This window comes from Pseudomonas sp. MHK4 (assembly GCF_054600775.1).
The window spans coordinates 69856-93200 of the sequence record NZ_BAAIAK010000007.1 but is presented as its reverse complement, the minus strand read 5'-3'; the positions used below and the strand labels follow the sequence as shown (position 1 = coordinate 93200).

Here is a 23345-nt window from a genome sequence, read left to right as displayed (position 1 = left end):
GCTTGCCAGCGAAGGTGTCGGATCAAACACCGCGTCTCCCAGGAAAAAATATTTTCAACTTTCTGCTGAGGTAAAACCGAATGCCATCCGTGTAGTGACTGAAACTGCGAGTCATTCGCATCCGTTGCGGTTCTACACAGGTCATGAGTCATGAAGTCCAGGGCAATATCGGGTTCGGTCAAACAATGGTTGGGTGCATCTGCGTTTAGCTTCGCGGCCTTGGCGCTGCTGCCGCTGAACGGGTCGATGGCCGCGCAGGCGAGCCCCCGGCAGAGTTCGCTGTTCAGCTTTTCGATGGTCGCCAAACCGCTGCCCCAGGCCTTGAGCGACTTCAGTCAGGTCACCGGCATCAGCGTGGTCTACACCGATGAAGCGCCCTACGCCCTCAATGCCCCGGCGGTCGACGGCCAGTTGAGTGCCGAACAGGCCCTGCAGCGATTGCTCAGCGGTTCTGGCTTGACCTTTCGCCGCATCGATGGCCACACCATGGCCCTGGAACCGCTACCGACCGAGGGCGCGTTGAATCTGGGCGCGACTACCATCACTTCGGTGATGGAGCAGTCCACCAGCTACCAACCGCCGCCCATCAGCTCGGTGATGCGCTCCTCGACGCCACTCCAGGAAATTCCCCAGACGGTCAACGTCGTCCCGGCCCAGGTCATTCGCGACCAGGCGCCGCGCAATCTCGATGACGCGCTGGCGAACGTCAGCGGCATCACGCAGGGCAACACGCTGGGCAGCACCCAGGATTCGGTGATGACCCGCGGTTTCGGCGATAATCGCAACGGCTCGATCATGCGCGACGGCATGCCGGTGGTGCAGGGGCGTGGTATGAACGCTACGGTAGACCGGGTCGAAGTACTCAAGGGCCCGGCCTCGTTGCTCTATGGCATTCAGGATCCCGGCGGTGTGGTCAACATGGTCAGCAAGCAGCCGGAGCTTGATCAGTACAACGCCCTGACCTTGCGTGGCTCGACCTATGGCGAAGGCAAGAACGGCAGCGGCGGCACCTTTGACAGCACTGGCGCCCTGGGCGATTCCGGGTTGGCCTACCGCATGGTGCTGGACCACGAAGACGAAGATTACTGGCGCAACTACGGTGTGCACCGCGAGACCCTGGTGGCGCCGTCGCTGGCCTGGTTTGGTGAACACACCAAGCTGCTGTTCGCTTATGAACACCGGGAGTTCCTGACCCCGTTCGACCGTGGCACGGTGATCGATCCGCGGGACAATCATCCGCTGGACATCTCCCGCGATCGCCGGCTCGACGAACCCTTCAACAACATGGAAGGGCGCTCTGATCTGTATCACTTCGAGGCCGATCACGAACTCAATGACAACTGGAAAGCCCATTTCGGCTACAGCTGGAATCGCGAAACCTATGACGCCAGCCAAGTGCGCGTGACCGCCATCGACACCAGCAAAGGCAAGCTGACGCGCAGCATGGACGGCACGCAGAATGCAATCAGCACCGACCGTTTCACCACCGCCAGCCTCGAAGGCAAGGTCGATGTCGCTGGCATGCAACATGACCTGGTGTTCGGGATCGATGACGAATACCGCAAGATCTACCGCGCCGACCTGATCCGGCAGAAAAGCCTGACCACCTTCAGCTACCTCGACCCGGTGTACGGCCGCGAAGTGCCAGGCACCATGGTCAGCCCGGCTGACAGTGCCCAGACCGACAAGCTGCGCAGCGATTCGGTGTTCATGCAGGACTCGATTCACCTCACCGACCAATGGATCCTCGTGGCTGGCGCGCGTTTTCAGGAATACGACCAGTACGCCGGCAAAGGCGTGCCATTCAAGGCCAACACCGACAGCAACGGGCAGAAATGGGTGCCGCGCGCCGGTCTGGTCTACCGCTACACCGATGAGCTGTCGTTCTATGGCAGTTATACCGAATCGTTCAAGCCCAACTCGACCATCGCGCCATTAAGCGGCACCAGCACGGTGCTCGATGGCAGCATGGCGCCGGAAGAGGCCAAATCGTGGGAAGTCGGGGCCAGGCTGGAGATGCCGGGCCGCGTAACCGGCAATATTGCGCTGTTCGACATCAACAAACGCAATGTCCTGGTGGCCAATTCCGAAGGCCCGGTGACTCTCTACAGCGCGGCGGGTGAAGTACGTTCCCGTGGCCTGGAAGTGGATTTGAGCGGCCAGCTCAGCGACCGCTGGAGCATGATCGGCAGCTACGCCTACACCGATGCCGAAGTGACCGAAGACCCGGTCTACAAAGGCAAGCATCTGCAGAACGTGGCCAAGAACAGTGGCTCGCTTTCGGCGGTGTACGACTTCGGCGGCATCATCGGTGGCGATCAGCTGCGGGTTGGCGCAGGCGCGCGTTATGTCGGGGAGCGAGCGGGCAATGCCGTGAACGATTTCGACCTGCCGAGCTATACCGTCGCCGATGCGTTCGCCACCTACGACACCCAACTGGACGGGCAGCGGGTCAAGTTTCAGCTCAACGTGAAGAACCTGTTTGACCGCACCTACTACACCTCGGCGGCGAGCCGGTTCTTTGTCTCGATGGGGGATTCGCGGCAGGTGACGTTGTCGAGTACGTTGGAGTTTTGACGAGGTTGTGCGCAGGGGATGCGTAAGCGTAAGGGATTAGTGGTGGCCGAGTCTCACCGTCTTTGCCGTGTTACTGACAAGGACGGTGAATTGGGCGAGGTTGTTATTTGCTGCTAAGGTTGATTTGCCCCGTTGTCAAGTCAAGATTTCCATAAACACCGAGTTTCAGGTAAAGTTGAAAATCAATTTGTCGAATACTCCCGTCAGCATTCAACATGAAAGAGATCCCACCTTCTGCGTCGCGGGCGAGAGAATAAACATCGAACCAGCCATTCCATTGTCTGGCCCAAAATTGCATGTCATAAATGATGTTGAGAGGGTTTTCGCCTTCTTTGAAATCATTGTGGACTTTGAGTGTAAGACCGTAGCTACTGTCTTCATTGGTGGCGAAAACTTCAAAATGTGATGAGCCTTCCTTTGTAGAGACATTCGCAAGGGTAAAGATTTTATTGTAACTTTTAAGTGAGATTGATACAGAGCCATCGATTTTAGTGGTGTCTGATTGACTGTTTAAGGTCGCGGCTTGATTGTTACTGGTTGTCTCGGACATAGTATAAAACTCCTTGGGTGAAGGGGGAGTTTTACTTTGTTTGATGTCGATCGCTACTCTCAGAAGTGTCAGGGCTTGAACTATTGAAGATGATGGGAAGGGTGTTTTTATCGTAAAAACGCCTGCCGATATTCTCCCGGCGTACTCCCAATCGCCTGCCTGAGGCGATTGGTAAAATGACTTGCACTGGCAAACCCGCACGCCAATGCAATCTCCCCCAATGGCTGCGAGGTGGTGCGCAACAGATACCGCGCCCGACTCAAGCGCCGCGCCAGCACATATTGATGCGGCGGCAACCCGAAGCTCTCACGAAACATCCGTGCAAAGTGATATTCAGACAGCGCGCACAAACCCGCCAACTGCCCCAGGCTGATGGCCTCGGCCAACTGACTGTCAATGAACTCCACCAACTGCCGCCGCTGATGCGCGGCCAGGCCACCCTTGAGGCGCAAATCCTGACGGGCACCGACCTGGCTGAGCAGCGCATGGGCGAGCATCTCGTGAGCCAGGCTGCTGGTGAGCAAGCGCTCACCCGGTTCGTCCCAGTTGAGGCTGATCAACCGCCGAAAGCGCGCCGCCTGTTGCGGGTCATCAAGGAAAGTTTGCTCGCGTAACTGCATTTGCCGAGGCTCGCGATCGAGCAGGGTGACGCAGCCAAGGGCAAATTGTTCGGGGCTGAAATACAGGTGCGCCAGGCGAATGTCGCCATTGATCACCCAGCCTGACTGATGCTCGGCGGGCAGTATGCACAGCTTGTCCGGACCGCCCTTGGTGCCGGGCTGGTCACGCCGGAAGGTACCGGTGCCGCCGGCGATGTAGCAGGACAAGGTATGGTGACTCGGCGCCTGGTAGTCCTGGGCGTCGTGATGGTTGCTCCACAGGGCTGCAGCCATGCCGTCACCGAGCTCGGCGCTGTGCTCCAGGCGAGCATTGGGCGAGCGGTTGAGGGCTTGAAAGACTTGCAGGGTTTCCAGTGCGGGCATGATCGTTTCTCTCCAACGACTTGCATCCTACTCCGTAGGCGTTCGCCTGCCAGCCTGTCGCCTGACAAAAGCGCAAGATTATGCAAGTGCCGCGCAACGCGGGGCAGGACACTGGGTACCTAGCCGAGGAGCCTTTGCCATGAATCTTTCGTTGTACCTGCTGACTGTGTTGATCTGGGGCACCACCTGGATTGCCCTGAAATGGCAACTGGGCGTGGTGGCGATTCCCGTGTCCATTGTCTATCGCTTTGGTTTGGCGGCGCTGGTGCTGTTCGTGATCTTGCTGCTCAGCCGACGCCTGCAAGTGATGAACCGCCGCGGGCACCTGATTTGCCTGGCGCAGGGACTGTGCCTGTTCTGCGTCAACTTCATGTGTTTCCTGACCGCCAGTCAGTGGATCCCCAGCGGCCTGGTCGCCGTGGTGTTTTCCACGGCCACGCTGTGGAATGCGCTGAATGCGCGGGTGTTCTTCGGTCAGAAAATCGCCCGCAACGTGTTGATGGGCGGCGCCCTGGGTTTGCTCGGCCTGGGCCTGTTGTTCTGGCCCGAACTGGTGGGGCACACCGCCAGCCCGCAAACCTTGCTCGGCCTGGGTCTGGCCCTGTGCGGCACCTTGTGTTTCTCGGCGGGGAACATGCTGTCGAGCCTGCAGCAAAAAGCCGGGCTCAAGCCGTTGACGACCAATGCCTGGGGCATGGCCTACGGCGCGGCAATGTTGTTTGTGTGGTGCCTGGCCAAGGGCATTGAGTTCGACATGGAATGGAACGCACGCTACATCGGCTCGCTGTTGTACCTGGTGATCCCTGGTTCGGTCATCGGGTTCACCGCCTACCTGACCCTGGTCGGGCGCATGGGCCCTGAGCGCGCAGCCTATTGCACCGTACTGTTTCCGGTGGTGGCGCTGAATGTCTCGGCCTTTGCCGAAGGTTACCAATGGACCGCCCCGGCACTCGTTGGCCTGGTGATGGTCATGCTGGGTAACGTGTTGGTGTTTCGCAAGCCCAGGGCGAGCACCAACCCCGTGGCGGGCAAGCTGGCTTGAGCAGCCAGGCTGGCTGTTCAGCTGTCTTTTACTGCGATGAGATAGATCAGGCCGAGAAACATGTATTCAATATTGTTTCGTGCCCAGTCAAAGGTGTTGCGTTGAGCAGAGTATTCCAGGTCAAACCATTCGTTGAGCAGGATGACGTAAAACGTCTGATAAACAAAAATGGCTGTCACGAAGCCCACTATCGCGAATTTTTTTGCTTCGTGAAAATCATCGCGTGGTGCATCGATTTTTCGCAAGAGCTGATGAATTCCCACCAGAAAGCTCAGCGTGTAAATAGTCTCGAATGTAATGATTGCCCAGTAAAAGCGATGATGAAACAAGGGTGAAGTGATTGCCCTGTAGCGCCGGGAGTCGTTGCCCTCTGTATTGCTCATGCTAATGATGCGTCCGATGTAGTCGGCATAGGCGGTATAGTCGGTAAAGTTGTTGATGTGGGTCATTAGTCCGAATAATGCCGCCATCAAGACAATAAGTATTTTGCTCCGCCTTATCACGCAGGCGGTGGTGATCCTATTCATGCGGGGTACTCTCCGAGTGCATTTATGGTGCATGTATGGTGCTTTTTTCAGTTGCTCGGAGTTTATAGTCGTTTAGAAAAGTCTGGCGGCAGACTGCTTTGCAAGTTATGTCGCTTGTTTTATCTGGATACCAATAGTTGGCTCGATTGATTTCATGAAAGTGGCACGTCCAGCCAGACGTGCCATCGCTGCTTCAGCCTTTCCATACCTGCGGGTTAACCAGATCCTGTGGGCGTTCACCCAATAAGGCACTGCGCAGGTTCGCAAGGGCACGGTTGGCCATGGCGTCGCGGGTTTCATGGGTGGCCGAACCGATATGCGGCAAGGTTACGGCGTTTTTCAATTGAAACAGTGGCGACTCGGCCAGCGGTTCTTTTTCATACACATCCAGCCCTGCACCGCGGATGCGATTGTTTTGCAGCGCATCGATCAGTGCTGGCTCGTCGACCACCGGACCGCGGGAAATGTTCACCAGGATGGCACTCGGCTTCATCAGGGCCAGTTCGCGATGGCTGATAAGGTGCCGGGTTTTTTCGCTGAGCGGGACCACCAGGCAGACGAAGTCGGCTTCGGCCAGCAGCTCGTCCAGGCTGCGCATCTGCGCGCCGAGTTCTTGCTCCAGTGCGGTCTTGCGGCTGTTGCCGCTGTAGATGATCGGCATGTTGAATCCCAGGCGACCCCGACGCGCGATGGCCGCGCCGATGTTGCCCATGCCGACGATGCCCAGGGTCTTGCCGTGGACATCGCAGCCGAACAGCGGGGTGCCGACGCTGGCTTGCCATTGACCCGCCTTGGTCCAGGCGTCGAGTTCGGCGACGCGGCGTGCACTGCTCATCAACAGCGCGAAGGCCAGGTCGGCGGTGCTTTCGGTGAGCACGTCCGGCGTGTTGGTGAGCATGATCCCGCGCTCGTTGAAGTAGGCCACGTCATAGTTGTCATAGCCCACCGAGATGCTGGACACGACTTCCAGCCGGGCGGCGTTTTCCAGCTGTGCGCGACCGAGCTTGCGGCCGACTCCGATCAAGCCGTGGGCATTGGGCAGGGCTTCGTTGAATTGGGCGCTGATGTCACCCTTTTTCGGGTTCGGCACAATGACGTCGAAGTCTTGTTGCAGGCGTTCAACCATTTCTGGCGTAACGCGGCTGAAGGCGAGGACAGTTTTTTTCATGGGTGCAGGGCTCGTCGGGCGCAGGAGAATGAGTGGAAAGCTACAAGCTTCCAGCGCCAAGCCGCAAGTTAAAAGCTCCCCGCAGCGCTTTTAACTGCAAGCCTGCAGCTTGAAGCTTATCGCTGCCATTCCGTTATACTGGCGTCTTTCGCGGCTCGCTGACCGGGCCCGACACAGTGTGCATCACCCGGAGCTTTTCATGACTTCCCCGAAACAACCGCCGGTAGTCGACGCCTTGAGCGACGAACAGGCAGAGCTGCCAGACACCGTCGACTCCAGCGCTGACAGCGAGACCAAAATCGCAATCCCGGCGTTCAAGTTCCCGTTCAAGCCGGGTGAGCTGCAGGCCACCAAGGACGCCAGCCAGCCGTGGTACAAGAATGGCGCCAAAAATGGCCACACCAAGACGCCGGGGATGGCGCCTCCGGGGACACGCCGTTCGATGGGCAAGCGTTAGGTTCCAGGTTTATCCAGCGGGCCTTCGCGACTTCACCACCCGGTGCTTATTTCATCCCCAGTCGCTTGGCCATCCGTCCGAGATTGGCCCGGTCCAGGCCCAACTCCCGGGCCGCGCTCGCCCAGTTGTGGTGGTGGCGTTCCAGGCAGGCACCGATCAATTGGCGCTGGTAACGCTCGGTGGCTTCGCGCAAATCGCCGGTCACCGATTCCACAGCCGCGACGGCGGGTTGCTCGGCGCTGACTTCGACGCTGATTTCGGCACTGGCATGGGGCAGATCGAGGTCGGCGGCACTCAAACTCAGGATCTTCGGCCGTTCCTTGCAGCTACCCAACGCCTTCAACGCACTGCGGCCGATCAGGTGTTCCAGCTCTCGCACATTGCCGGGCCAGCCGTAGGCCAGCAACGCAGCCTGGGCGTCGCTACTCAGGCGCAGGCTGTTGAGGCCCATCCGCGAGCGGTTCTGCTCGAGGAAGTAACCGCTGAGCAGCAACACATCGCGCCCGCGATCACGCAGGGCCGGGACCAGCAACGGGTAAACGCTGAGACGGTGATAGAAGTCGGCGCGGTAACGGCCACTGCGCACTTCCTCGGCCAGGTCGCGGTTGGTCGCCGCGATCAGTCGCACGTCGACCTGATGCTCCTTGTCCGAACCCAGTCGCTGCAGTTGGCCGCTTTGCAGCACGCGCAGCAATTTGGCCTGCACCGTCAGCGACAGCTCGCCCACTTCATCGAGAAACAGCGTGCCGCCATTGGCCAGCTCGAACTTGCCGCGGCGGTCATTCAGCGCCCCGGTGAAGGCGCCGCGGACATGCCCGAACAGCTCGCTCTCCACCAGCGTGTCCGGCAACGCCGCGCAGTTGAGGCTGATTATCGGCTTGTCGGCGCGAGGTGAGGCAGCATGGATGGCCTGGGCCACCAGCTCCTTGCCGACCCCGGTCTCCCCGGTGATCAACACCGTCAGGTCGCTGCCGCCCACCAGGTTGATTTCTTCCACCAGGCGCTTGTGTGTCTTGCTCTGGCCGATCATTTCGCGGTTTTGCTGGCCGCTGGCCTGGCGGTACACCTCGGCGCGCTGGTGTTCATCTTCGACCCTGTTGTTCAGCCGCTCGATGCGTTCGGCGGCGTTGACCGTGGCCGCTGCGAGGCTGGCGAAGGCTTCCAGGGCATCCAGCTCGACCGGTTCGAACTGCTCCGGATTCAGCGCGTCGAGGGTCAGCAGGCCCCACGGCCGCTCGTCGATGAACAGCGGGCAACCCATGCAATCGTGGACTTCCAGATGGTCATCCAGACCCTCGACCAGGCCGTCATAGGGGTCGGGCATCTCGCTGTCAGCGGCGAACCGGGTGGGGCCGGTGCTGCTGAGCAGTGCCTGGAAGCGCGGGTGCTCGCTGACCTTGAAACGCCGACCGAGGGTGTCGGTGCTCAACCCGTCGACAGCCAGCGGCACCAACCACTCGCCATCGAGACGCAGCAGGGCGGCTGCGTCGCAAGGGAGCAGGGCACGCATGGCTTCGAGCAGGCGCCGATAGCGTTCGCCTTCGGGCAGTTCGCGAGACAGGTCGGAGACCAGGGGTAGCAGGGCGGTTAACAGGGATTTTGCAGTCATAGTGACTCCATGTAGTCGATGTGACTATAAATCAGCCTGTGTCGATATGACTACTTAGTTAATAAGCTATTGATTTATATTGGTTAATTACTTGGCACGAAAGCTGATAACCATAGGGCAACTGTTAAGTAACCATCGTTGCCCAGGAGTCACTCTATGCTCAGCGTTCAAGACCGTGCCATCGTCAAATCTACTGTGCCACTGCTGGAAAGCGGTGGCGAAACGTTGATTACTCACTTCTATCGCATGATGCTGTCCGAGTATCCAGAAGTGCGTCCACTGTTCAACCAGGCCCACCAGGCCTCGGGCGACCAGCCGCGTGCCCTGGCCAATGGTGTGTTGATGTACGCTCGCCACATCGATCAGCTCGACCAACTGGGCGACCTGGTGGCCAAGATCATCAACAAGCACGTGGCCCTGCAGATTCTGCCGGAACACTACCCGATTGTCGGCAAGTGCCTGTTGCGTGCCATTGCCGAAGTACTGGGCGAAGAAATCGCCACTCCGGAGGTGATTGCGGCCTGGGCGGCGGCTTACGGGCAACTGGCGGACATTTTGATCGGGGCCGAAACCAGCATCTACGACCAGAAAGAGCAGGCGCCAGGCGGTTGGCGCGGGGCGCGTGAATTCATCGTGGTGGCCAAGGTGGAGGAAAGCGCGGAAATCACCTCGTTCTATTTCGAGCCGGCTGACAAGGGGCCGATTCTGGCCGCCGAGCCGGGCCAGTACATTGGCATGAAACTGATCCTCGATGGCGAAGAGATCCGTCGCAACTATTCGCTGTCGGCCTTGGCGAACAAGGGCCAGTACCGCATCAGCGTCAAGCGTGAAAATGGTGGTCGCGCTTCCAATCACTTGCACGATCAACTGCATGTAGGGGCGAGCATCCAGCTGTTCCCGCCATCGGGCGAGTTCACCCTGGCTGCCGGCGACAAACCGCTGGTGCTGATCAGCGGCGGCGTCGGCATTACCCCGACCCTGGCGATGCTGGAGGCGGCGCTGCAAACCGAGCGGCCGGTGCACTTTATCCACTGCGCGCGCAATGGCAGCGTCCACGCCTTCCGCGACTGGATCGACGGGCTGGCCGAGCGTCATCCGCAACTCAAGCGTTTCTACTGCTACGCCGAAGATGACGGCGTCAGCCCGGCGGCCCACAAGGTCGGGATGTTGAGCCAGGAACAACTGGCCGCCTGGTTGCCCGAAGAGCGCGACCTGGACGCGTACTTCCTCGGGCCCAAGGGCTTCATGGCGGCGGTCAAGCGCCACCTCAAGGCGTTGGGTGTGCCTGAAAAACAGAGCCGTTACGAGTTCTTCGGCCCGGCTTCTGCCCTGGAATAACCGCTTTTGTAGGAGCCGGCTTGCCAGCGAAGGCGATCTTGAGGACGCCTTCGCCTGTAGGAGCCGGCTTGCTGGCGATGCAGGCGCCGCGGTCTTTCAGTTAAACCGTGGTGATTCGATCGCCAGCAAGCCGGATCCTACAGGGCAGGTTTCAGCTTTTGAGTTCCTTCAAATGCTTGTACACCGTCGCCCGCCCCATGTTCAGCACATTGGCCACATAGTTGGAGGCGCTTTTGCCTTTGAAGGCGCCTTCGGCGTGCAGGGCCAGTACCAGTTCGCGTTTGTGATCGCGAGTCAGCAGGTTCAGGCTCAGCTGGCGTTCGCGCAGCCAGGCGTGGAGGAAGGTGTTGATCCGTTCCTGCCAGTCATCGCGAAACAGTGAATCGGGCTGCGGAATCAGCTTGGTCGGCGACAGGAACAGGTCCAGCGCGGCCTTGGCGTTCTCGAACAGCGAGATATTCAGGTTGATGCACAGCACCGCCAGCGGATGCCCCTCGCGATCGCGCAGCACGGTGCTGAGGCTGCGAATTTTCTGACCGTCCCAATTGAGCTTTTCGTACGGCCCGATGTTACGTTCGCTCACTTCGTCGCTGAGCATGTCTTCCAGCGCCGAATCGTCACCGATTTCCCGTTTCGACAGGTTGTTGGCGATGTAGTCGACCTTTTGCGTGCGCAGGTCGTGCAGCACCACTTCGGCGTGGGGAAAGAACAACGTGGCGATGGCGTCGGCAATCGCCCGGAAGTTATCCAGGGACGTGTCGTTCAGGGCAGGATCTTGTTCAGGTGCGTTCATACAGTGGGGCTCCGGGGCAGCTTCAGCGCCCCGTTAAACAGGACGCTGAAAGTGTGCCGCAATCGAGTCGGCGCGTCACCTGAGGACAGCCGTCAACCCAGGCGGGCAGGGGACAGCATGCCGGCGTCCAGGCCGAAACGGCTGAGGGTTTCGGGCAGGGCTTCACCGCGCACGAGCGCGGCACTGGCCTGGCCCATGGCCGGCGAGGTCTGGATGCCGTAGCCGCCTTGTGCCGCGACCCAGAACAACCCCGGCACCTGTGGATCGAAACCGGACAGCAAGTCGCCATCGCTGACGAAGCTGCGCAGGCCGGCCCAGGTTCGGGTCGGGCGGCGGATGGTCAGGGTGGTGGCTTCCTCGATCTGGTAGATGCCCATGGCGATGTCCAGTTCTTCAGGCTGCACGTCGTGAGGTTCCACCGGGTCGGCGTTGGCCGGCGAGCCGAGGAACATCCCGGCGTCGGGTTTCATGTAGAACGATTCATCGAGGCTGACCAGCATCGGCCAATGGTGGCTGTCCACGCCCTCGGGGCCGGCGAAGATGAAGGCCGCGCGGCGCTTGGGTTGCAGGCCCAGCGGGCGGGCGCCGGCCATTTCGCCGATCTTGTCGGCCCAGGCGCCGGCGGCATTGATGATCACCGGTGCGCTGAAGGTCTGGCCCCTGGTTTGCACCTGCCACAGGCCTGCGGCGTCACGGGTCAGGCTCAGGACTTCGCTGTCGGTATGAACTTCACCTTGATTGCGGCGGATTCCTCGCAGGTAACCTTGATGCAGGGCATCGGTGTCGATGTCAGTGGCGGTCGGATCGTAGATCGCGCCATGGACTTTTTCCCGACGCAGGATCGGCACGAGCGCGCAGGCTTCTTCGGCGCTGAGTAACTGCATCTCCGGCACTGTGGCTTTGGCGCTCAGGTACTGGTTGTTCAGTTCGTCCGGGTCGCCTGTCAGGTCCACGGTCATTTCTCCGCGCGGGGTCAGCAGCGGGTGTTCGCAGAAACCGTTGGGCGGGCTGTCGAAAAAGTCGCGGCTGGCCAGGGTCAGCGCCCGCACTTGCGGCGTGCCATAGGCGGCGGTGTACAGCGCCGCCGACCGGCCGGTGGAGTGATAGGCCGGATGGGATTCGCGCTCGAGCACGACCACGCGTGCGTGCTGCGACAGCCAGAACCCAGTGGAAGCGCCGGCAATACCGCCGCCGATGATGATGAAGTCTGCCTGGCTCATGAACGTCTCCAATGGTATCGGTTATCCCTGTAGGCGCCGGCTTGCTGGCGATAGCGTCGCCGCGGTGTACCTGACGGACCGCGGCGTTTGCATCGCTGGCAAGCCAGCTCCTACAGGATTTGTGGTGTCAGGGATGCAGGCGGTAGATGGCATTGGCCAGTGCGATGTCTTCCAGGCCCAGGCCGATCGAGCGGAAAAACACATGGCGGTCGTACTCGGGGCGCTGCACCTTCTCGCTGAGCAGGCCAGGCAGGTCGCCGACAATCCCATTGTTATCCCAGCCATGCTGTTCGGCGGCGATCAGCATTTCACCCGCCGAGTTCGGGGTGGTCAAACGGTAGTCGCAGAATACCTGCATGTCGTTCAGGCTCTGCGGCGGTACTTCGTGAGCACGCGGGGCGTTCGTACTGATGGAGGTGATCAGCGCCGGTTTGGTCAGGGTCGACGGATCGATCACTGGCCCTGCGGACGAGGTGCAGAGCATGATCACGTCAGCGTCCTGCACGGCCGCTTCGCGACTGTCGACGATGTTCAGGCGCGGCTCGATACCTTTGAGCAAACTCACCGTCTCAGGGTTTTCACTCAGGCTCGGCGAGTACAGGCTGATGCTCTGCCAGTCGCGCAGCCCTTTCACGTAGTGCAGGTGCGCCTGGGCCACTTTGCCGCTGCCGATGATTGCCAGGCGACTCGCGTCAAGCGGCGCGAGGGCGTCGACCGCCACCGCGGTGGTCGCGGCAGTACGGGCGGTGGTCAGTTCACCGGCATCACACAACAGCAGCGGTTGGCCGGACTGCATCGACATCAGCAAGGTCCACGCGGTCACCAGCGGTCCTTGTTCGCCGACGATGTAGGGCGAGGTCTTGACCCCGTACACACCCTCTTCGGCCAGCACGCCCAGGTAGTTGATGAAGTCGCCGGCACCCTGGGGAAATTCCACCAGTTGCTGCGCCGGTTGCACGGCTTGCCCGGCGGCCAGGTCGCGGAACAGTTTGCGCAGGATCTGCGGCACGTCGACCTGCGCCAGCAATTCGCGGGCCTGGGATTGATTGATCACGTAGGGGGTGCTGGCCATGGTGGCTCCGGAAGTGACGAGTAAACTAATTTGTCCATTATGGACTTTTAGTTATCGCGAGCAAGCGCCTGTTGAAAAAACCAGACGAAAAAAAAGCGCAGACCGTTTCCGGCTGCGCCTTTTCGTGCAAGTCGCCGGTTAGGGCCGCTTGCGCTCAACCGCCCGCAACAGATGCGTCGGTGGTGTTTCGCAGCTGATCTTGCGACCCAGTTTTTCTTCGATGGCCGGCAGTTGGTACGAGTCGTCCTCGCCGGCAAAACTGATGGACACACCGTCAGCACCGGCGCGACCGGTACGGCCGATGCGGTGCACGTAGTCGTCCGGGACTTCCGGCAGGGTGAAGTTGATCACGTGGCTGATGCCGTCGATGTGGATGCCGCGACCGGCCACGTCGGTGGCGACCAGCACGCGGATCTTGCCTTCGCGGAAACCTTCCAGGGTCTTGATGCGCTTGTGCTGCGGCACGTCGCCGGACAGCTGCGCGGCGTTGACCCCATCACGCACCAGGCGTTCTTCGATGCGCCGCACTTCATCCTTGCGGTTGGCGAAGACGATGACCCGCTCCCAACCGTTGTCGTTGACCAGGTTGAAGAGCAGCTTGTATTTGTCGGCACCGGCTACGGCGTAGATGTGCTGTTCGACGTTTTCGCTGGCCACGTTCTGCGACTCGATCTCGACGATGGCCGGGTCGGTGGTCCACTGCTTGGCCAGGTTCATCACGTCTTCGGTGAAGGTCGCCGAGAACAGCAGGGTTTGACGCTCGTTCTTCGGTGGCGTCTGGCGAATGATCTGGCGTACCTGCGGGATGAAGCCCATGTCGAGCATGCGGTCGGCTTCGTCCAGCACCATGACTTCGACCATGTCCAGGTGCACGTCGCCGCGCTGGTTGAAGTCCAGCAGGCGGCCCGGCGTGGCCACGAGGATGTCGCAGTGACGAGCTTCGAGGTGCTTGAGCTGCTTGTCGAAGTCCATGCCGCCGACGAACGTCATGACGTTGAGGCCGGTGTACTTGGTCAGGTCGGCCGCGTCCTTGGCGATCTGCACCACCAGTTCGCGAGTCGGGGCGATGATCAGTGCGCGCGGCTCGCCCATGTAGCGCTCTTTCGGCGGCGGGGTCTGCAGCAGCTGGGTGATGATCGAGATCAGGAACGCCGCGGTCTTGCCGGTACCGGTCTGCGCCCGGCCGATGGCGTCTTTGCCGGCGAGGGTGAAGCCCAGCACCTGGGCCTGGATCGGCGTGCAATACGGGAAGCCCAGGTCCTGGATGGCGTGCATCAATTCGGGGGCGAGTTTGAAATCGTGGAAGCGGGTCTTGCCTTCCTGGGGTTCGACGACGAAGTCTTCGAGTTTCCAGGCAATCACCGGCGCCTTGGGCTTGGGTTCGCGGCGCGGTTTGGCGGGTTTTGGCGTTTCGCTGCGCGGCTGTTCGGCGGCGGTTTGCACAACGGGCTCGGCGACCGCTGCGCTCTTTGGCTCGTGTTTCGGTGCCGCTACGGGGGCGGTCCGGCCAGGCTGATTACCGTCGGGGCGGTGGCTGGCAGTGTGAGACGGAGCGCTGGGGACTGGCGCGAGTTGCTCAGTCTCGCTTTTACCGAACATTTTCTTGAGTGCTTTGAGCACGGTCATCTCATCAATTGGTTAAGGAATGTACGCCGGCCAGTGTAATGCAAGAATCGGGCGCGGCGTAGTGGGATGGATCAAAGGGCGTTATTAAACACCGACGGTTAGCGCAAACGCTCGCTCAGCCACGCGCCGATGTCGCGAATCTCTTCGGGTAACACTTCATGACCCATTGGGTATTCCTGCCATGTCACGGTGACACCACGCTGCTTCAAATGCTCGTAGGCGCTGCGTCCCATCGAGTTTTGCACCACGTCGTCGTACTGGCCATGCAACGACAGCACCGGAATGCGCTGCTGGCTGGCGGACAGCTCGAGGTCATCACTGAAGGTCGGTGCATAAGTGGAGAGGGCAAGTACGCCACCCAGGGGGCCCTGCCAATTCAGGAACGCGGTGTGTAGAACCACGGCGCCGCCCTGGGAAAAGCCGGCCAGGAAAATCCGCGAGGCGTCTATTCCGAAGGCTCGCTGCACGTCGATCAATTTAATGATGCGCTGTGAGGACTCTTCCAGCTGCTCGCGATTGATCGCGCGCGCCGGGCTCATGGCCAATATGTCGTACCAGCTCGGCATCTCGTAGCCGCCATTGATGGTGACAGCGCAGGTCGGCGCCTGAGGGAAAACGAAGCGCGTGGTCAGCAAGGTTTCCTGCAACGCTTCGGCCACCGGCAGGAAGTCGTAGCGGTCGGCGCCAAGGCCGTGGAGCCAGATGACGCAGGCATCTGCGGGCTTGATGGGTTCAAGAATCAAGGGCTCGGTCATGGTTGCTCCAATTTTGTGCGGGCGCTCTCATTGGGTGCGAGGTCTGAGGGCGCCTCTGGTTGATCAGTTACGAAGATGTCGCAAGGCTACAAGTTTTGCTATTGACCTGTCGCTTAACCGCTTTAGCAGCCGGGGTGGTACGGGCTTTGCTATGGGGAAGCGGTGCAACGCATCTCGCGCCTGGCGGTAACACTATCAGTGTACGACTGGCCGCGGGATAGCAAAAAAGAATCCGGTAATGGATGTTCGCCAGTGGCCGCTACGGGCTTCGCGAACGTGAAAGGGCTACAGCCCGTTCGGCCGATTGGTGAGAAGTGAGTTGTCCTTTATGTGGATTTTCTCCTACTAGACTCATGGCTACGGTCCTACGTCGGTTGACCCTAAAAAAAGCCAACACGGGTCACCACCGCCTCAAAAGGGTGCGACTGGACTCACGCTCCGACACAACAAGAGCAAAACTGGAGGTTTGAATGAAGATGTTGAAATCCACCCTGGCAGTCGTTACTGCAGCCGCGGTACTCGGCGTCAGTGGGTTCGCTCAGGCGGGCGCAACCCTGGATGCAGTGCAGAAGAAAGGTTTCGTACAGTGCGGCGTCAGCGATGGCCTGCCTGGCTTCTCGGTTCCGGATTCCACCGGCAAGATCGTCGGCATCGACGCTGACTACTGCCGTGCCGTGGCCGCTGCCGTATTCGGCGACGCGACCAAGGTCAAGTTCAGTCAATTGAACGCCAAGGAGCGCTTCACCGCGCTGCAGTCCGGCGAAATCGACATCCTGTCGCGCAACACCACCATGACCAGCTCCCGTGACGCCGGCATGGGTCTGAAATTCCCGGGCTTCATCACTTATTACGACGGCATCGGCTTTTTGGTCAACAACAAGCTGGGCGTCAAGAGCGCCAAGGAACTGGACGGTGCAACCATCTGCATCCAGGCCGGTACCACCACCGAGCTGAACGTTTCCGACTACTTCCGTGGCAACGGCCTGAAATACACCCCGATCACTTTCGACACCTCCGACGAGAGCGCCAAGTCGCTGGAATCCGGTCGTTGCGACGTACTGACCTCCGACAAATCCCAACTGTTCGCCCAGCGCAGCAAGCTGGCTGCGCCTACGGACTACGTGGTGCTGCCGGAAACCATTTCCAAGGAGCCACTGGGCCCGGTCGTACGTAATGGCGACGACGAGTGGCTGGCCATCGTGCGCTGGGTTGGCTACGCCATGCTCAACGCCGAAGAAGCCGGCATCACTTCGAAGAACGTCGAAGCCGAAGCCAAGGGCACCAAGAACCCTGACGTTGCCCGCCTGCTGGGTACCGATGGCGAATACGGCAAAGACCTGAAAGTGAAGAAAGACTGGGTCGTTCAGGTCGTCAAGCAAGTGGGCAACTACGGTGAAGTGTTCGAGAAAAACCTCGGCAAGAGCACTCCACTGGAAATCGACCGCGGGTTGAACGCCCTGTGGAACGCTGGCGGCATTCAATACGCACCACCAGTGCGCTGATGGTTCTATCACCCGGCGGGCCAACCGCCGGGTGATGTTCTGTTCCATTATTTGCGGGGCACTTCATGCAAAATTCAATCGGCGCACCAAAGCAGAGGCTCAGCCTCAGCGATCCACGAGTGCGTGCGTGGGTATTCCAGATCATCACCATCATCGGGGTGGTCTCGCTAGGCTGGTTTCTGTTCGACAACACGCAAACCAACCTGCAACACCGGGGCATCACCTCCGGTTTCGACTTCCTGGAGCGCAGTGCCGGCTTCGGCATCGCCCAACACCTGATCGACTACACCGAAGCGGACAGCTATGCCCGGGTGTTTGTCATCGGCCTGCTCAACACCTTGCTGGTGACCTTCATCGGCGTGATCCTGGCGACGATCCTCGGCTTCATCGTCGGTGTGGCACGGCTGTCGAAGAACTGGATCATCGCCAAACTGGCGACGGTGTACGTGGAAGTCTTCCGTAACATTCCGCCGCTGCTGCAGATCCTGTTCTGGTACTTCGCGGTATTCCTGACCATGCCGGGGCCGCGCAACAGCCACAACTTCGGCGACACCTTCTTCGTCAGCAGCCGCGGCCTGAACATGCCGGCGGCGCTGATGGCCGATGGGTTCTGGGCGTTCGTGATCAGCGTCGTGGTGGCCATTGTCGCCATCGTGCTGATGTGCCGCTGGGCCAACAAGCGCTTCGAAGCCACCGGCGTGCCGTTCCACAAGTTCTGGACCGGCCTGGCCTTGTTCCTGGTGATCCCGGCGCTGTGCGCGCTGGTCTTCGGCGCGCCGCTGCACTGGGAACTGCCCAAGCTGCAAGGCTTCAACTTCGTCGGCGGGTGGGTGTTGATACCCGAACTGCTGGCCTTGACCCTGGCGCTGACGGTGTACACCGCGGCGTTCATCGCCGAGATCGTGCGTTCGGGCATCAAGTCGGTCAGCCATGGCCAGACCGAAGCGGCGCACTCGTTGGGCCTGCGCAATGGTCCGACCCTGCGCAAGGTGATCATCCCGCAAGCCTTGCGCGTGATCATTCCACCGCTGACCAGCCAATACCTGAACCTGGCGAAGAACTCCTCGCTGGCGGCCGGTATCGGTTATCCGGAGATGGTCTCGCTGTTCGCAGGCACCGTGCTGAACCAGACCGGCCAGGCGATCGAGGTGATTGCCATCACCATGAGCGTGTACCTGGCGATCAGTATCAGCATTTCCCTGTTGATGAACTGGTACAACAAGCGCATTGCGCTGATCGAGCGGTAAGGAAAAGCGCATGAGCACTCATACTTTCAAACCTGACATGCCGCCACCAAGCCGCAGCATTGGCATGGTGGCGTGGATGCGCGCGAACATGTTCTCCAGCTGGCTCAATACCCTGCTGACCCTGTTCGCGTTCTACCTGATCTACCTGGTGGTACCGCCGATCCTGAGCTGGGCGATCGTCGATGCCAACTGGGTGGGCACCACCCGTGCCGACTGCACCAAGGAGGGCGCCTGCTGGGTGTTCATCCAGCAGCGCTTCGGCCAGTTCATGTACGGCTACTACCCGCCGGAACTGCGCTGGCGCGTCGACCTGACCGTGTGGCTGGCGGTCATCGGCGTGGCACCGCTGTTCATCTCGCGCTTCCCTCGCAAGGCGGTGTATGGCCTGAGCTTCCTGGTGCTGTACCCGATCATTGCCTGGTGCCTGCTGCACGGCGGCGTCTTCGGCCTGACCCAGGTGGCGACCAGCCAATGGGGCGGCCTGATGCTGACCCTGGTGATCGCCACCGTCGGCATTGCCGGTGCATTGCCGCTGGGGATTGTCCTGGCCTTGGGGCGTCGTTCAAACATGCCGGCGATTCGTGTGGTCTGTGTGACCTTCATCGAATTCTGGCGCGGCGTGCCGTTGATCACGGTGCTGTTCATGTCCTCGGTGATGCTGCCGTTGTTCCTGCCCGAAGGCATGAACTTCGACAAGCTGCTGCGGGCGCTGATCGGCGTGATCCTGTTCCAGTCGGCCTACGTGGCCGAGGTGGTGCGTGGCGGTCTGCAGGCGATTCCGAAGGGGCAGTACGAAGCTGCCGCAGCCATGGGCCTCGGCTACTGGCGCAGCATGGGCCTGGTGATTTTGCCGCAAGCCCTGAAGCTGGTGATCCCCGGCATCGTCAACACCTTCATCGCGCTGTTCAAGGACACTAGCCTGGTGATCATCATCGGCCTGTTCGACCTGCTCAACAGCGTCAAGCAAGCCGCCGCCGATCCGAAATGGCTGGGCATGGCCACTGAAGGCTATGTATTCGCCGCCCTGGTGTTCTGGATTTTCTGTTTTGGTATGTCGCGCTATTCCATGCATCTGGAACGCAAGCTCGACACTGGCCACAAGCGTTAGGAGTTCTCTGTAAATGAGCGAAGCAATCAAGCAGCCTGTGAGCCCTGAAGGCATTATTCAGATGCAGGGCGTGAACAAGTGGTACGGCCAGTTCCACGTACTGAAAGACATCAACCTCAACGTCAAGCAGGGCGAGCGTATCGTCCTGTGCGGCCCGTCGGGTTCCGGCAAATCCACCACCATCCGCTGCCTCAACCGCCTGGAAGAACACCAGCAGGGCCGCATCGTGGTCGATGGCGTGGAGCTGACCAACGACCTCAAGCAGATCGAAGCGATCCGCCGTGAAGTCGGCATGGTGTTCCAGCACTTCAACCTGTTCCCGCACCTGACCATCCTGCAGAACTGCACCCTTGCGCCGATGTGGGTACGCAAGATGCCCAAGCGCAAGGCCGAGGAAATCGCCATGCACTACCTGGAACGCGTACGCATTCCGGAGCAGGCGCATAAATTCCCGGGCCAACTGTCCGGTGGCCAGCAACAGCGTGTGGCGATTGCCCGCGCGCTGTGCATGAAGCCGAAAATCATGTTGTTCGACGAACCGACTTCGGCACTCGACCCGGAGATGGTGAAAGAAGTACTGGACACCATGATCGGCCTGGCCGAAGACGGCATGACCATGCTCTGCGTGACCCACGAAATGGGCTTTGCGCGCACCGTGGCCAACCGCGTGATCTTCATGGACAAGGGCGAAATCGTCGAACAGGCCGCGCCGAACGACTTCTTCGACAACCCGCAGAACGACCGCACCAAGCTATTCCTGAGCCAGATCCTGCATTGATCGACACCAGGCCATAAAAAAACCCGGACACTGTTCCCTAATGCTGTTCATTTAATCGAAAGTGATCTTTTGTAGGAGCGAGCTTGCTCGCGATAGTCGTCAACGATAACGTGTGTTTACAGGCTAAACGCAGCGCTCTTGAGTCCATCGCGAGCAAGCTCGCTCCTACAGAATCCTTTCTGAACAGCATCATGGCACATAGCCGGGTTTGTTGTTTCTGCGCGGAGCTACTTCATTACCGCATGCAATTCATGCTGGTCACGACGCTTGTTCCTGATGCTGTAGCAGACCCGCATGAACACGGCTCACACCGGAATCGCGCTCTGTGCGCGAGCGGCAGTCATTTCAATCTCGGCACCGATATGTGTACATTGTAAATCACCTGCAGTGAAAACAATCCGCAGTCAGGGCGCTTAGAAAATCGTGAATGCCATTCACGATAGCGTTCCTCATGACGAATCGGTAAAGTTGGGTATCGCTGCCAGTCAAACTTATTTACAAATACTTTTATTGCGTTCGCTGAAGAAAAGTTGATTTGTTTTGAATTGTTGTACTAATCTCGTGGCTCACATCAGCGGTATTACGGCTAATGAGCCTTGAAAATATCCGATCTCATATCGCAGTCAGCCTCTTGGTTTAGGGTGTTCAATTCCGATCATGGGAATAGTTATCTGTGAAATAGCCGAAATGATTCCACTTGAAGGTGCCTTAAAAGTAACCAACCTAGCAAAGCGCTACGCAACACAAGTCACGCGAATCAAAAAATTTAGTTTATCTCCACTCTACGTCCCAATAAGATCGAAAGGTCAAACAATGATACTTGAAAATATTCGATATTATGTTGTAGTCACCCTCATGGTCTTGGGTTGCTCCGGGCTTCCCACCGGAATTATTGTGTTTGGAATACGAAAAATTATCGAAATAGATGAAAATAATCTAGATATAGCCTATTTGATAACCTATATAATTCTTGTGGTTTGCGGCTTGAGGATTTACCTCCCAAGAATGCGGGGCGTAATATGAGTTGGTTTGCTCCGTAAACATATCCACAGACTTTAGAGTGAAAAAAACTTACTCTGAGAACATCGATTTTATCGTAAAAAAATCAACTATGACTTCAAATGACAGTGCCAATTTACCCATCTGATGATAAGCCTTTTCATAATTGAGTGGGTCGTGCCTGAAAAGCTCAACTGAACCAGGTTTTGGTACTTGTCTAAATACCCCGATTGCAGAAAGAAGCAAGTCCATTGAGTAGTAAAGCGTGTCACCCTTGCCATCATCGAACATATCTCTATAGAAATACCTGACTGGTCCAACCGTACCTGGAGCCCCCGGTCCCAAATAAATATTCCCAACACCTTCATATATATTATTAACACCGTGCCCAGCCATGACTGCGCCCGGAATCACACCGAGCCCTCCCGAAGCGCCGGCAATCGTAGCCCCCGTCCTAACCTGCATTACCCCCGCCGCAACTCCCATACCATTCTGCAAATAGAAACGCGCCTTTGACGATAAATCCTCATATTCGGCTGTTATCTCCTGTACCGCTTGCCACGCACTAATAACCCCCTCGTCGACTGCCTGAATAATTTCATTGGCAAAGGCAGAGACAATTGAGCCAAATCGAAGCCGCGCAAAACCATCAGGAATATGCGCCATGCCTATGCGGCATCCAACGGCAACCAGATCAGAGGCCGACCTGGTCACATCATGAATATCACAGGACTCTTCATTCATCATCATTCATCCAAGTGCTATAAGCAGTCGTCGCTCCCGGAACGTGCGCCCAAGCAATATCTCGATACCGAATAGATATTAACTCTTGCGGCTCCGCATCGTTCATGAGAATGGCATGGGGAACCTGTTGGCTGATATGCGCAATGCACGCACCGGTGAGGTGGATCGAATAATATCGCTCTTGCCCTCCGGTTGGGGCGGTTCGGTACAAATTGATAACACAGTCCAATACTTCACTATTATGCAGCGCACTCGCCAGTAGAGGTGATGACTTATCTATGGTTTTTGTGATCATGATCGGCATGTGTTTGCCGCGACCACTTGCAACGCGGCCATCATTGCCTGTCAGCATATCGTGCGAGTAAGCCAGCACCATGATTTCGTCCTGATGGCCGGATTGACACTTGTTACCGATAGAGCTTTGGCCTGAACAGCCAGCGGAAATCAACCCTTGACGCTTATCGGTAATACTCATGTAACTGTGACTCGCCATGAGCATCGCTCCTTAATATATTCGGAGGGTCAGACTATCGAAAAAATCGCGAGCAGGGGTGTAGGTCGTTTCTGAATTTGCAGTTTTCCTTCCGCTTTTTTGAAGATTCCGAAATTACTGTAGGGAAGTACGACATGATTTGTAGGAGTGCGGCGTCAGCGCGATGTGAAAGTTAGTATGCGAAGTATAAAAAACCAGCACATGGCCGTAATGCTGTTCACTTAAGCGGAGCAGCCTTACGATTCAATGAAAACCGGGTTTTTTAAATATTCACCGTCCTTGGCCTAGAGGGCCTAGGGCGGTGTTCCAACAATGACCCTCTGGCACCCGCCCTTAACTCTGCCAATCGTCTTCCCGTCACTGAAACCGGATTTGCCGACATCGAGACAGCGCTCCGCGCCTCAGTGAGTGGCGGTTTTGCGGAACAACCATTCAACCGCATTAGCGCCCAGCCGCTTGCGGGCTTCGGTTATACCGCTAGGAGCCAACAGGTGATCAGAGGCCAAGCCTTGGGCGAAAATGTTTAAACGTCTAGTAACTCGTGAGCAGGCTCGTCCTGAAACAGCGCCATGCCGAGCACCAGCCAAAGCACTTGGTCAGCAGGCAGGCGACATCGGCGGATGATGGCCTGGCTGGACAGAACCAGCGCGGAGACGACCCATCAATGGGAATATTGTGGGTGAAAGTGCTCAAGTCGCAGAAGCTGAAAAGGTCGCCGAGGTCGAGCAGGTCCTGTTGAACAGACATTAAAAATCCG

The 23345-nt window shown here is 58.6% G+C and carries 20 protein-coding genes and 1 pseudogene; 8 read left to right on the top strand and 13 right to left on the bottom strand.

Going from position 1 to position 23345, the window contains the following annotated elements:
- Positions 1-150: 150 nt before the first annotated feature.
- Positions 151-2577 carry a TonB-dependent siderophore receptor gene (locus tag ACYP2Q_RS18695; RefSeq protein ID WP_459731902.1) on the top strand — a complete coding sequence of 809 codons (2427 nt, stop codon included), beginning with the start codon at positions 151-153 and terminating at the stop codon, positions 2575-2577.
- 103 nt (positions 2578-2680) lie between these two features.
- Here ACYP2Q_RS18695 and ACYP2Q_RS18690 read toward each other — a convergent pair whose 3' ends face one another.
- Both ACYP2Q_RS18690 and ACYP2Q_RS18685 read right to left on the bottom strand, forming a co-directional pair.
- Positions 2681-3127 carry a CIA30 family protein gene (locus tag ACYP2Q_RS18690; protein WP_459731901.1) on the bottom strand — a complete coding sequence of 149 codons (447 nt, stop codon included), beginning with the start codon at positions 3125-3127 and terminating at the stop codon, positions 2681-2683.
- A 107-nt stretch (positions 3128-3234) separates the two neighbouring features.
- Positions 3235-4110 (bottom strand): helix-turn-helix domain-containing protein, encoded by an 876-nt coding sequence (locus ACYP2Q_RS18685; protein ID WP_459731899.1) that lies wholly within the window; start codon positions 4108-4110, stop codon positions 3235-3237.
- A gap of 139 nt (positions 4111-4249) precedes the next feature.
- Here ACYP2Q_RS18685 and ACYP2Q_RS18680 point away from each other — a divergent pair, with 139 nt between their 5' ends.
- Positions 4250-5152, top strand: a complete 903-nt coding sequence (locus tag ACYP2Q_RS18680; RefSeq protein ID WP_459731898.1) for a DMT family transporter — start codon at positions 4250-4252, stop codon at positions 5150-5152.
- Positions 5153-5169: 17 nt separating this feature from the next.
- Here ACYP2Q_RS18680 and ACYP2Q_RS18675 read toward each other — a convergent pair whose 3' ends face one another.
- Together ACYP2Q_RS18675 and ACYP2Q_RS18670 are read right to left on the bottom strand one after the other, a co-directional pair.
- Positions 5170-5679: a DUF2165 family protein gene (locus ACYP2Q_RS18675; RefSeq protein WP_459731897.1), complete on the bottom strand. Its 510-nt coding sequence runs from the start codon at positions 5677-5679 to the stop codon at positions 5170-5172.
- Positions 5680-5872: 193 nt separating this feature from the next.
- On the bottom strand, positions 5873-6847 hold the full coding sequence (locus ACYP2Q_RS18670; protein WP_459731896.1) for a 2-hydroxyacid dehydrogenase: 975 nt from the start codon (positions 6845-6847) through the stop codon (positions 5873-5875).
- Between the two features lie 199 nt (positions 6848-7046).
- On the opposite strand from ACYP2Q_RS18670, the gene ACYP2Q_RS18665 reads away from it, so the two are divergent.
- Positions 7047-7304, top strand: coding sequence for a hypothetical protein (locus tag ACYP2Q_RS18665; RefSeq protein WP_459731895.1), 258 nt, complete (start codon positions 7047-7049; stop codon positions 7302-7304).
- 46 nt (positions 7305-7350) lie between these two features.
- On the opposite strand, the gene norR is transcribed toward ACYP2Q_RS18665, so the two are convergent.
- Entirely contained in the window at positions 7351-8913 is a 1563-nt protein-coding gene (norR, locus tag ACYP2Q_RS18660; protein ID WP_459731894.1) for a nitric oxide reductase transcriptional regulator NorR, read from the bottom strand.
- Between the two features lie 156 nt (positions 8914-9069).
- On the opposite strand from norR, the gene hmpA reads away from it, so the two are divergent.
- The gene (gene hmpA, locus ACYP2Q_RS18655; protein WP_459731893.1) at positions 9070-10251 is read left to right on the top strand and encodes an NO-inducible flavohemoprotein; all 1182 of its coding nucleotides are present in this window, start codon (positions 9070-9072) and stop codon (positions 10249-10251) included.
- 151 nt (positions 10252-10402) lie between these two features.
- On the opposite strand, the gene ACYP2Q_RS18650 is transcribed toward hmpA, so the two are convergent.
- The 5 genes from ACYP2Q_RS18650 to ACYP2Q_RS18630 all read right to left on the bottom strand — a co-directional run bounded on the left by ACYP2Q_RS18650 (position 10403) and on the right by ACYP2Q_RS18630 (position 15717).
- Positions 10403-11044: a helix-turn-helix transcriptional regulator gene (locus tag ACYP2Q_RS18650; protein WP_459731892.1), complete on the bottom strand. Its 642-nt coding sequence runs from the start codon at positions 11042-11044 to the stop codon at positions 10403-10405.
- 92 nt (positions 11045-11136) lie between these two features.
- Positions 11137-12264 (bottom strand): NAD(P)/FAD-dependent oxidoreductase, encoded by a 1128-nt coding sequence (locus tag ACYP2Q_RS18645; RefSeq protein ID WP_459731891.1) that lies wholly within the window; start codon positions 12262-12264, stop codon positions 11137-11139.
- 127 nt (positions 12265-12391) lie between these two features.
- Positions 12392-13336 carry an ornithine cyclodeaminase family protein gene (locus ACYP2Q_RS18640; RefSeq protein WP_459731890.1) on the bottom strand — a complete coding sequence of 315 codons (945 nt, stop codon included), beginning with the start codon at positions 13334-13336 and terminating at the stop codon, positions 12392-12394.
- 138 nt (positions 13337-13474) lie between these two features.
- Positions 13475-14962, bottom strand: a complete 1488-nt coding sequence (gene rhlB / locus ACYP2Q_RS18635; protein ID WP_459731889.1) for an ATP-dependent RNA helicase RhlB — start codon at positions 14960-14962, stop codon at positions 13475-13477.
- A 98-nt stretch (positions 14963-15060) separates the two neighbouring features.
- Complete coding sequence (locus ACYP2Q_RS18630; RefSeq protein ID WP_459731888.1) at positions 15061-15717, bottom strand: alpha/beta hydrolase; 657 nt, start codon at positions 15715-15717, stop codon at positions 15061-15063.
- Positions 15718-16187: 470 nt separating this feature from the next.
- On the opposite strand from ACYP2Q_RS18630, the gene ACYP2Q_RS18625 reads away from it, so the two are divergent.
- The 4 genes from ACYP2Q_RS18625 (at position 16188) to ACYP2Q_RS18610 (ending at position 20352) form a co-directional block, all read left to right on the top strand.
- On the top strand, positions 16188-17219 hold the full coding sequence (locus ACYP2Q_RS18625; RefSeq protein ID WP_459731886.1) for an amino acid ABC transporter substrate-binding protein: 1032 nt from the start codon (positions 16188-16190) through the stop codon (positions 17217-17219).
- Positions 17220-17284: 65 nt separating this feature from the next.
- Complete coding sequence (locus ACYP2Q_RS18620) at positions 17285-18466, top strand: amino acid ABC transporter permease (protein ID WP_459731884.1); 1182 nt, start codon at positions 17285-17287, stop codon at positions 18464-18466.
- A 10-nt stretch (positions 18467-18476) separates the two neighbouring features.
- Positions 18477-19574, top strand: a complete 1098-nt coding sequence (locus ACYP2Q_RS18615; RefSeq protein ID WP_459731882.1) for an amino acid ABC transporter permease — start codon at positions 18477-18479, stop codon at positions 19572-19574.
- A gap of 13 nt (positions 19575-19587) precedes the next feature.
- Positions 19588-20352 (top strand): amino acid ABC transporter ATP-binding protein, encoded by a 765-nt coding sequence (locus tag ACYP2Q_RS18610; protein ID WP_003171943.1) that lies wholly within the window; start codon positions 19588-19590, stop codon positions 20350-20352.
- A 1071-nt stretch (positions 20353-21423) separates the two neighbouring features.
- On the opposite strand, the gene ACYP2Q_RS18605 is transcribed toward ACYP2Q_RS18610, so the two are convergent.
- The 3 genes and pseudogenes from ACYP2Q_RS18605 to ACYP2Q_RS18595 all read right to left on the bottom strand — a co-directional run bounded on the left by ACYP2Q_RS18605 (position 21424) and on the right by ACYP2Q_RS18595 (position 23195).
- A complete protein-coding gene (locus tag ACYP2Q_RS18605; RefSeq protein ID WP_459731881.1) occupies positions 21424-22095 on the bottom strand; it encodes a DUF4225 domain-containing protein in 672 nt (223 codons plus the stop codon).
- Positions 22088-22588, bottom strand: a complete 501-nt coding sequence (locus tag ACYP2Q_RS18600; protein ID WP_459731880.1) for an Hcp family type VI secretion system effector — start codon at positions 22586-22588, stop codon at positions 22088-22090. The genes ACYP2Q_RS18605 and ACYP2Q_RS18600 overlap by 8 nt, the downstream gene beginning before the upstream one ends.
- Before the next feature lie 401 nt (positions 22589-22989).
- A pseudogene (locus tag ACYP2Q_RS18595) lies at positions 22990-23195 on the bottom strand (transposase domain-containing protein).
- Positions 23196-23345 lie beyond the last annotated feature (150 nt).

Coding starts and splice junctions, on each gene's coding strand:
- ACYP2Q_RS18680 (WP_459731898.1), top strand. CDS start 4,250: ATGAATCTTTCGTTGTACCTGCTGACTGTGTTGATCTGGGGCACCACC.
- norR (WP_459731894.1), bottom strand. CDS start 8,913: ATGACTGCAAAATCCCTGTTAACCGCCCTGCTACCCCTGGTCTCCGAC.
- ACYP2Q_RS18615 (WP_459731882.1), top strand. CDS start 18,477: ATGAGCACTCATACTTTCAAACCTGACATGCCGCCACCAAGCCGCAGC.
- ACYP2Q_RS18675 (WP_459731897.1), bottom strand. CDS start 5,679: ATGAATAGGATCACCACCGCCTGCGTGATAAGGCGGAGCAAAATACTT.
- ACYP2Q_RS18665 (WP_459731895.1), top strand. CDS start 7,047: ATGACTTCCCCGAAACAACCGCCGGTAGTCGACGCCTTGAGCGACGAA.
- ACYP2Q_RS18645 (WP_459731891.1), bottom strand. CDS start 12,264: ATGAGCCAGGCAGACTTCATCATCATCGGCGGCGGTATTGCCGGCGCT.
- ACYP2Q_RS18605 (WP_459731881.1), bottom strand. CDS start 22,095: ATGAATGAAGAGTCCTGTGATATTCATGATGTGACCAGGTCGGCCTCT.
- ACYP2Q_RS18695 (WP_459731902.1), top strand. CDS start 151: ATGAAGTCCAGGGCAATATCGGGTTCGGTCAAACAATGGTTGGGTGCA.
- ACYP2Q_RS18640 (WP_459731890.1), bottom strand. CDS start 13,336: ATGGCCAGCACCCCCTACGTGATCAATCAATCCCAGGCCCGCGAATTG.
- ACYP2Q_RS18625 (WP_459731886.1), top strand. CDS start 16,188: ATGAAGATGTTGAAATCCACCCTGGCAGTCGTTACTGCAGCCGCGGTA.
- ACYP2Q_RS18600 (WP_459731880.1), bottom strand. CDS start 22,588: ATGGCGAGTCACAGTTACATGAGTATTACCGATAAGCGTCAAGGGTTG.
- hmpA (WP_459731893.1), top strand. CDS start 9,070: ATGCTCAGCGTTCAAGACCGTGCCATCGTCAAATCTACTGTGCCACTG.
- ACYP2Q_RS18650 (WP_459731892.1), bottom strand. CDS start 11,044: ATGAACGCACCTGAACAAGATCCTGCCCTGAACGACACGTCCCTGGAT.
- ACYP2Q_RS18610 (WP_003171943.1), top strand. CDS start 19,588: ATGAGCGAAGCAATCAAGCAGCCTGTGAGCCCTGAAGGCATTATTCAG.
- ACYP2Q_RS18670 (WP_459731896.1), bottom strand. CDS start 6,847: ATGAAAAAAACTGTCCTCGCCTTCAGCCGCGTTACGCCAGAAATGGTT.
- ACYP2Q_RS18690 (WP_459731901.1), bottom strand. CDS start 3,127: ATGTCCGAGACAACCAGTAACAATCAAGCCGCGACCTTAAACAGTCAA.
- rhlB (WP_459731889.1), bottom strand. CDS start 14,962: ATGACCGTGCTCAAAGCACTCAAGAAAATGTTCGGTAAAAGCGAGACT.
- ACYP2Q_RS18620 (WP_459731884.1), top strand. CDS start 17,285: ATGCAAAATTCAATCGGCGCACCAAAGCAGAGGCTCAGCCTCAGCGAT.
- ACYP2Q_RS18685 (WP_459731899.1), bottom strand. CDS start 4,110: ATGCCCGCACTGGAAACCCTGCAAGTCTTTCAAGCCCTCAACCGCTCG.
- ACYP2Q_RS18630 (WP_459731888.1), bottom strand. CDS start 15,717: ATGACCGAGCCCTTGATTCTTGAACCCATCAAGCCCGCAGATGCCTGC.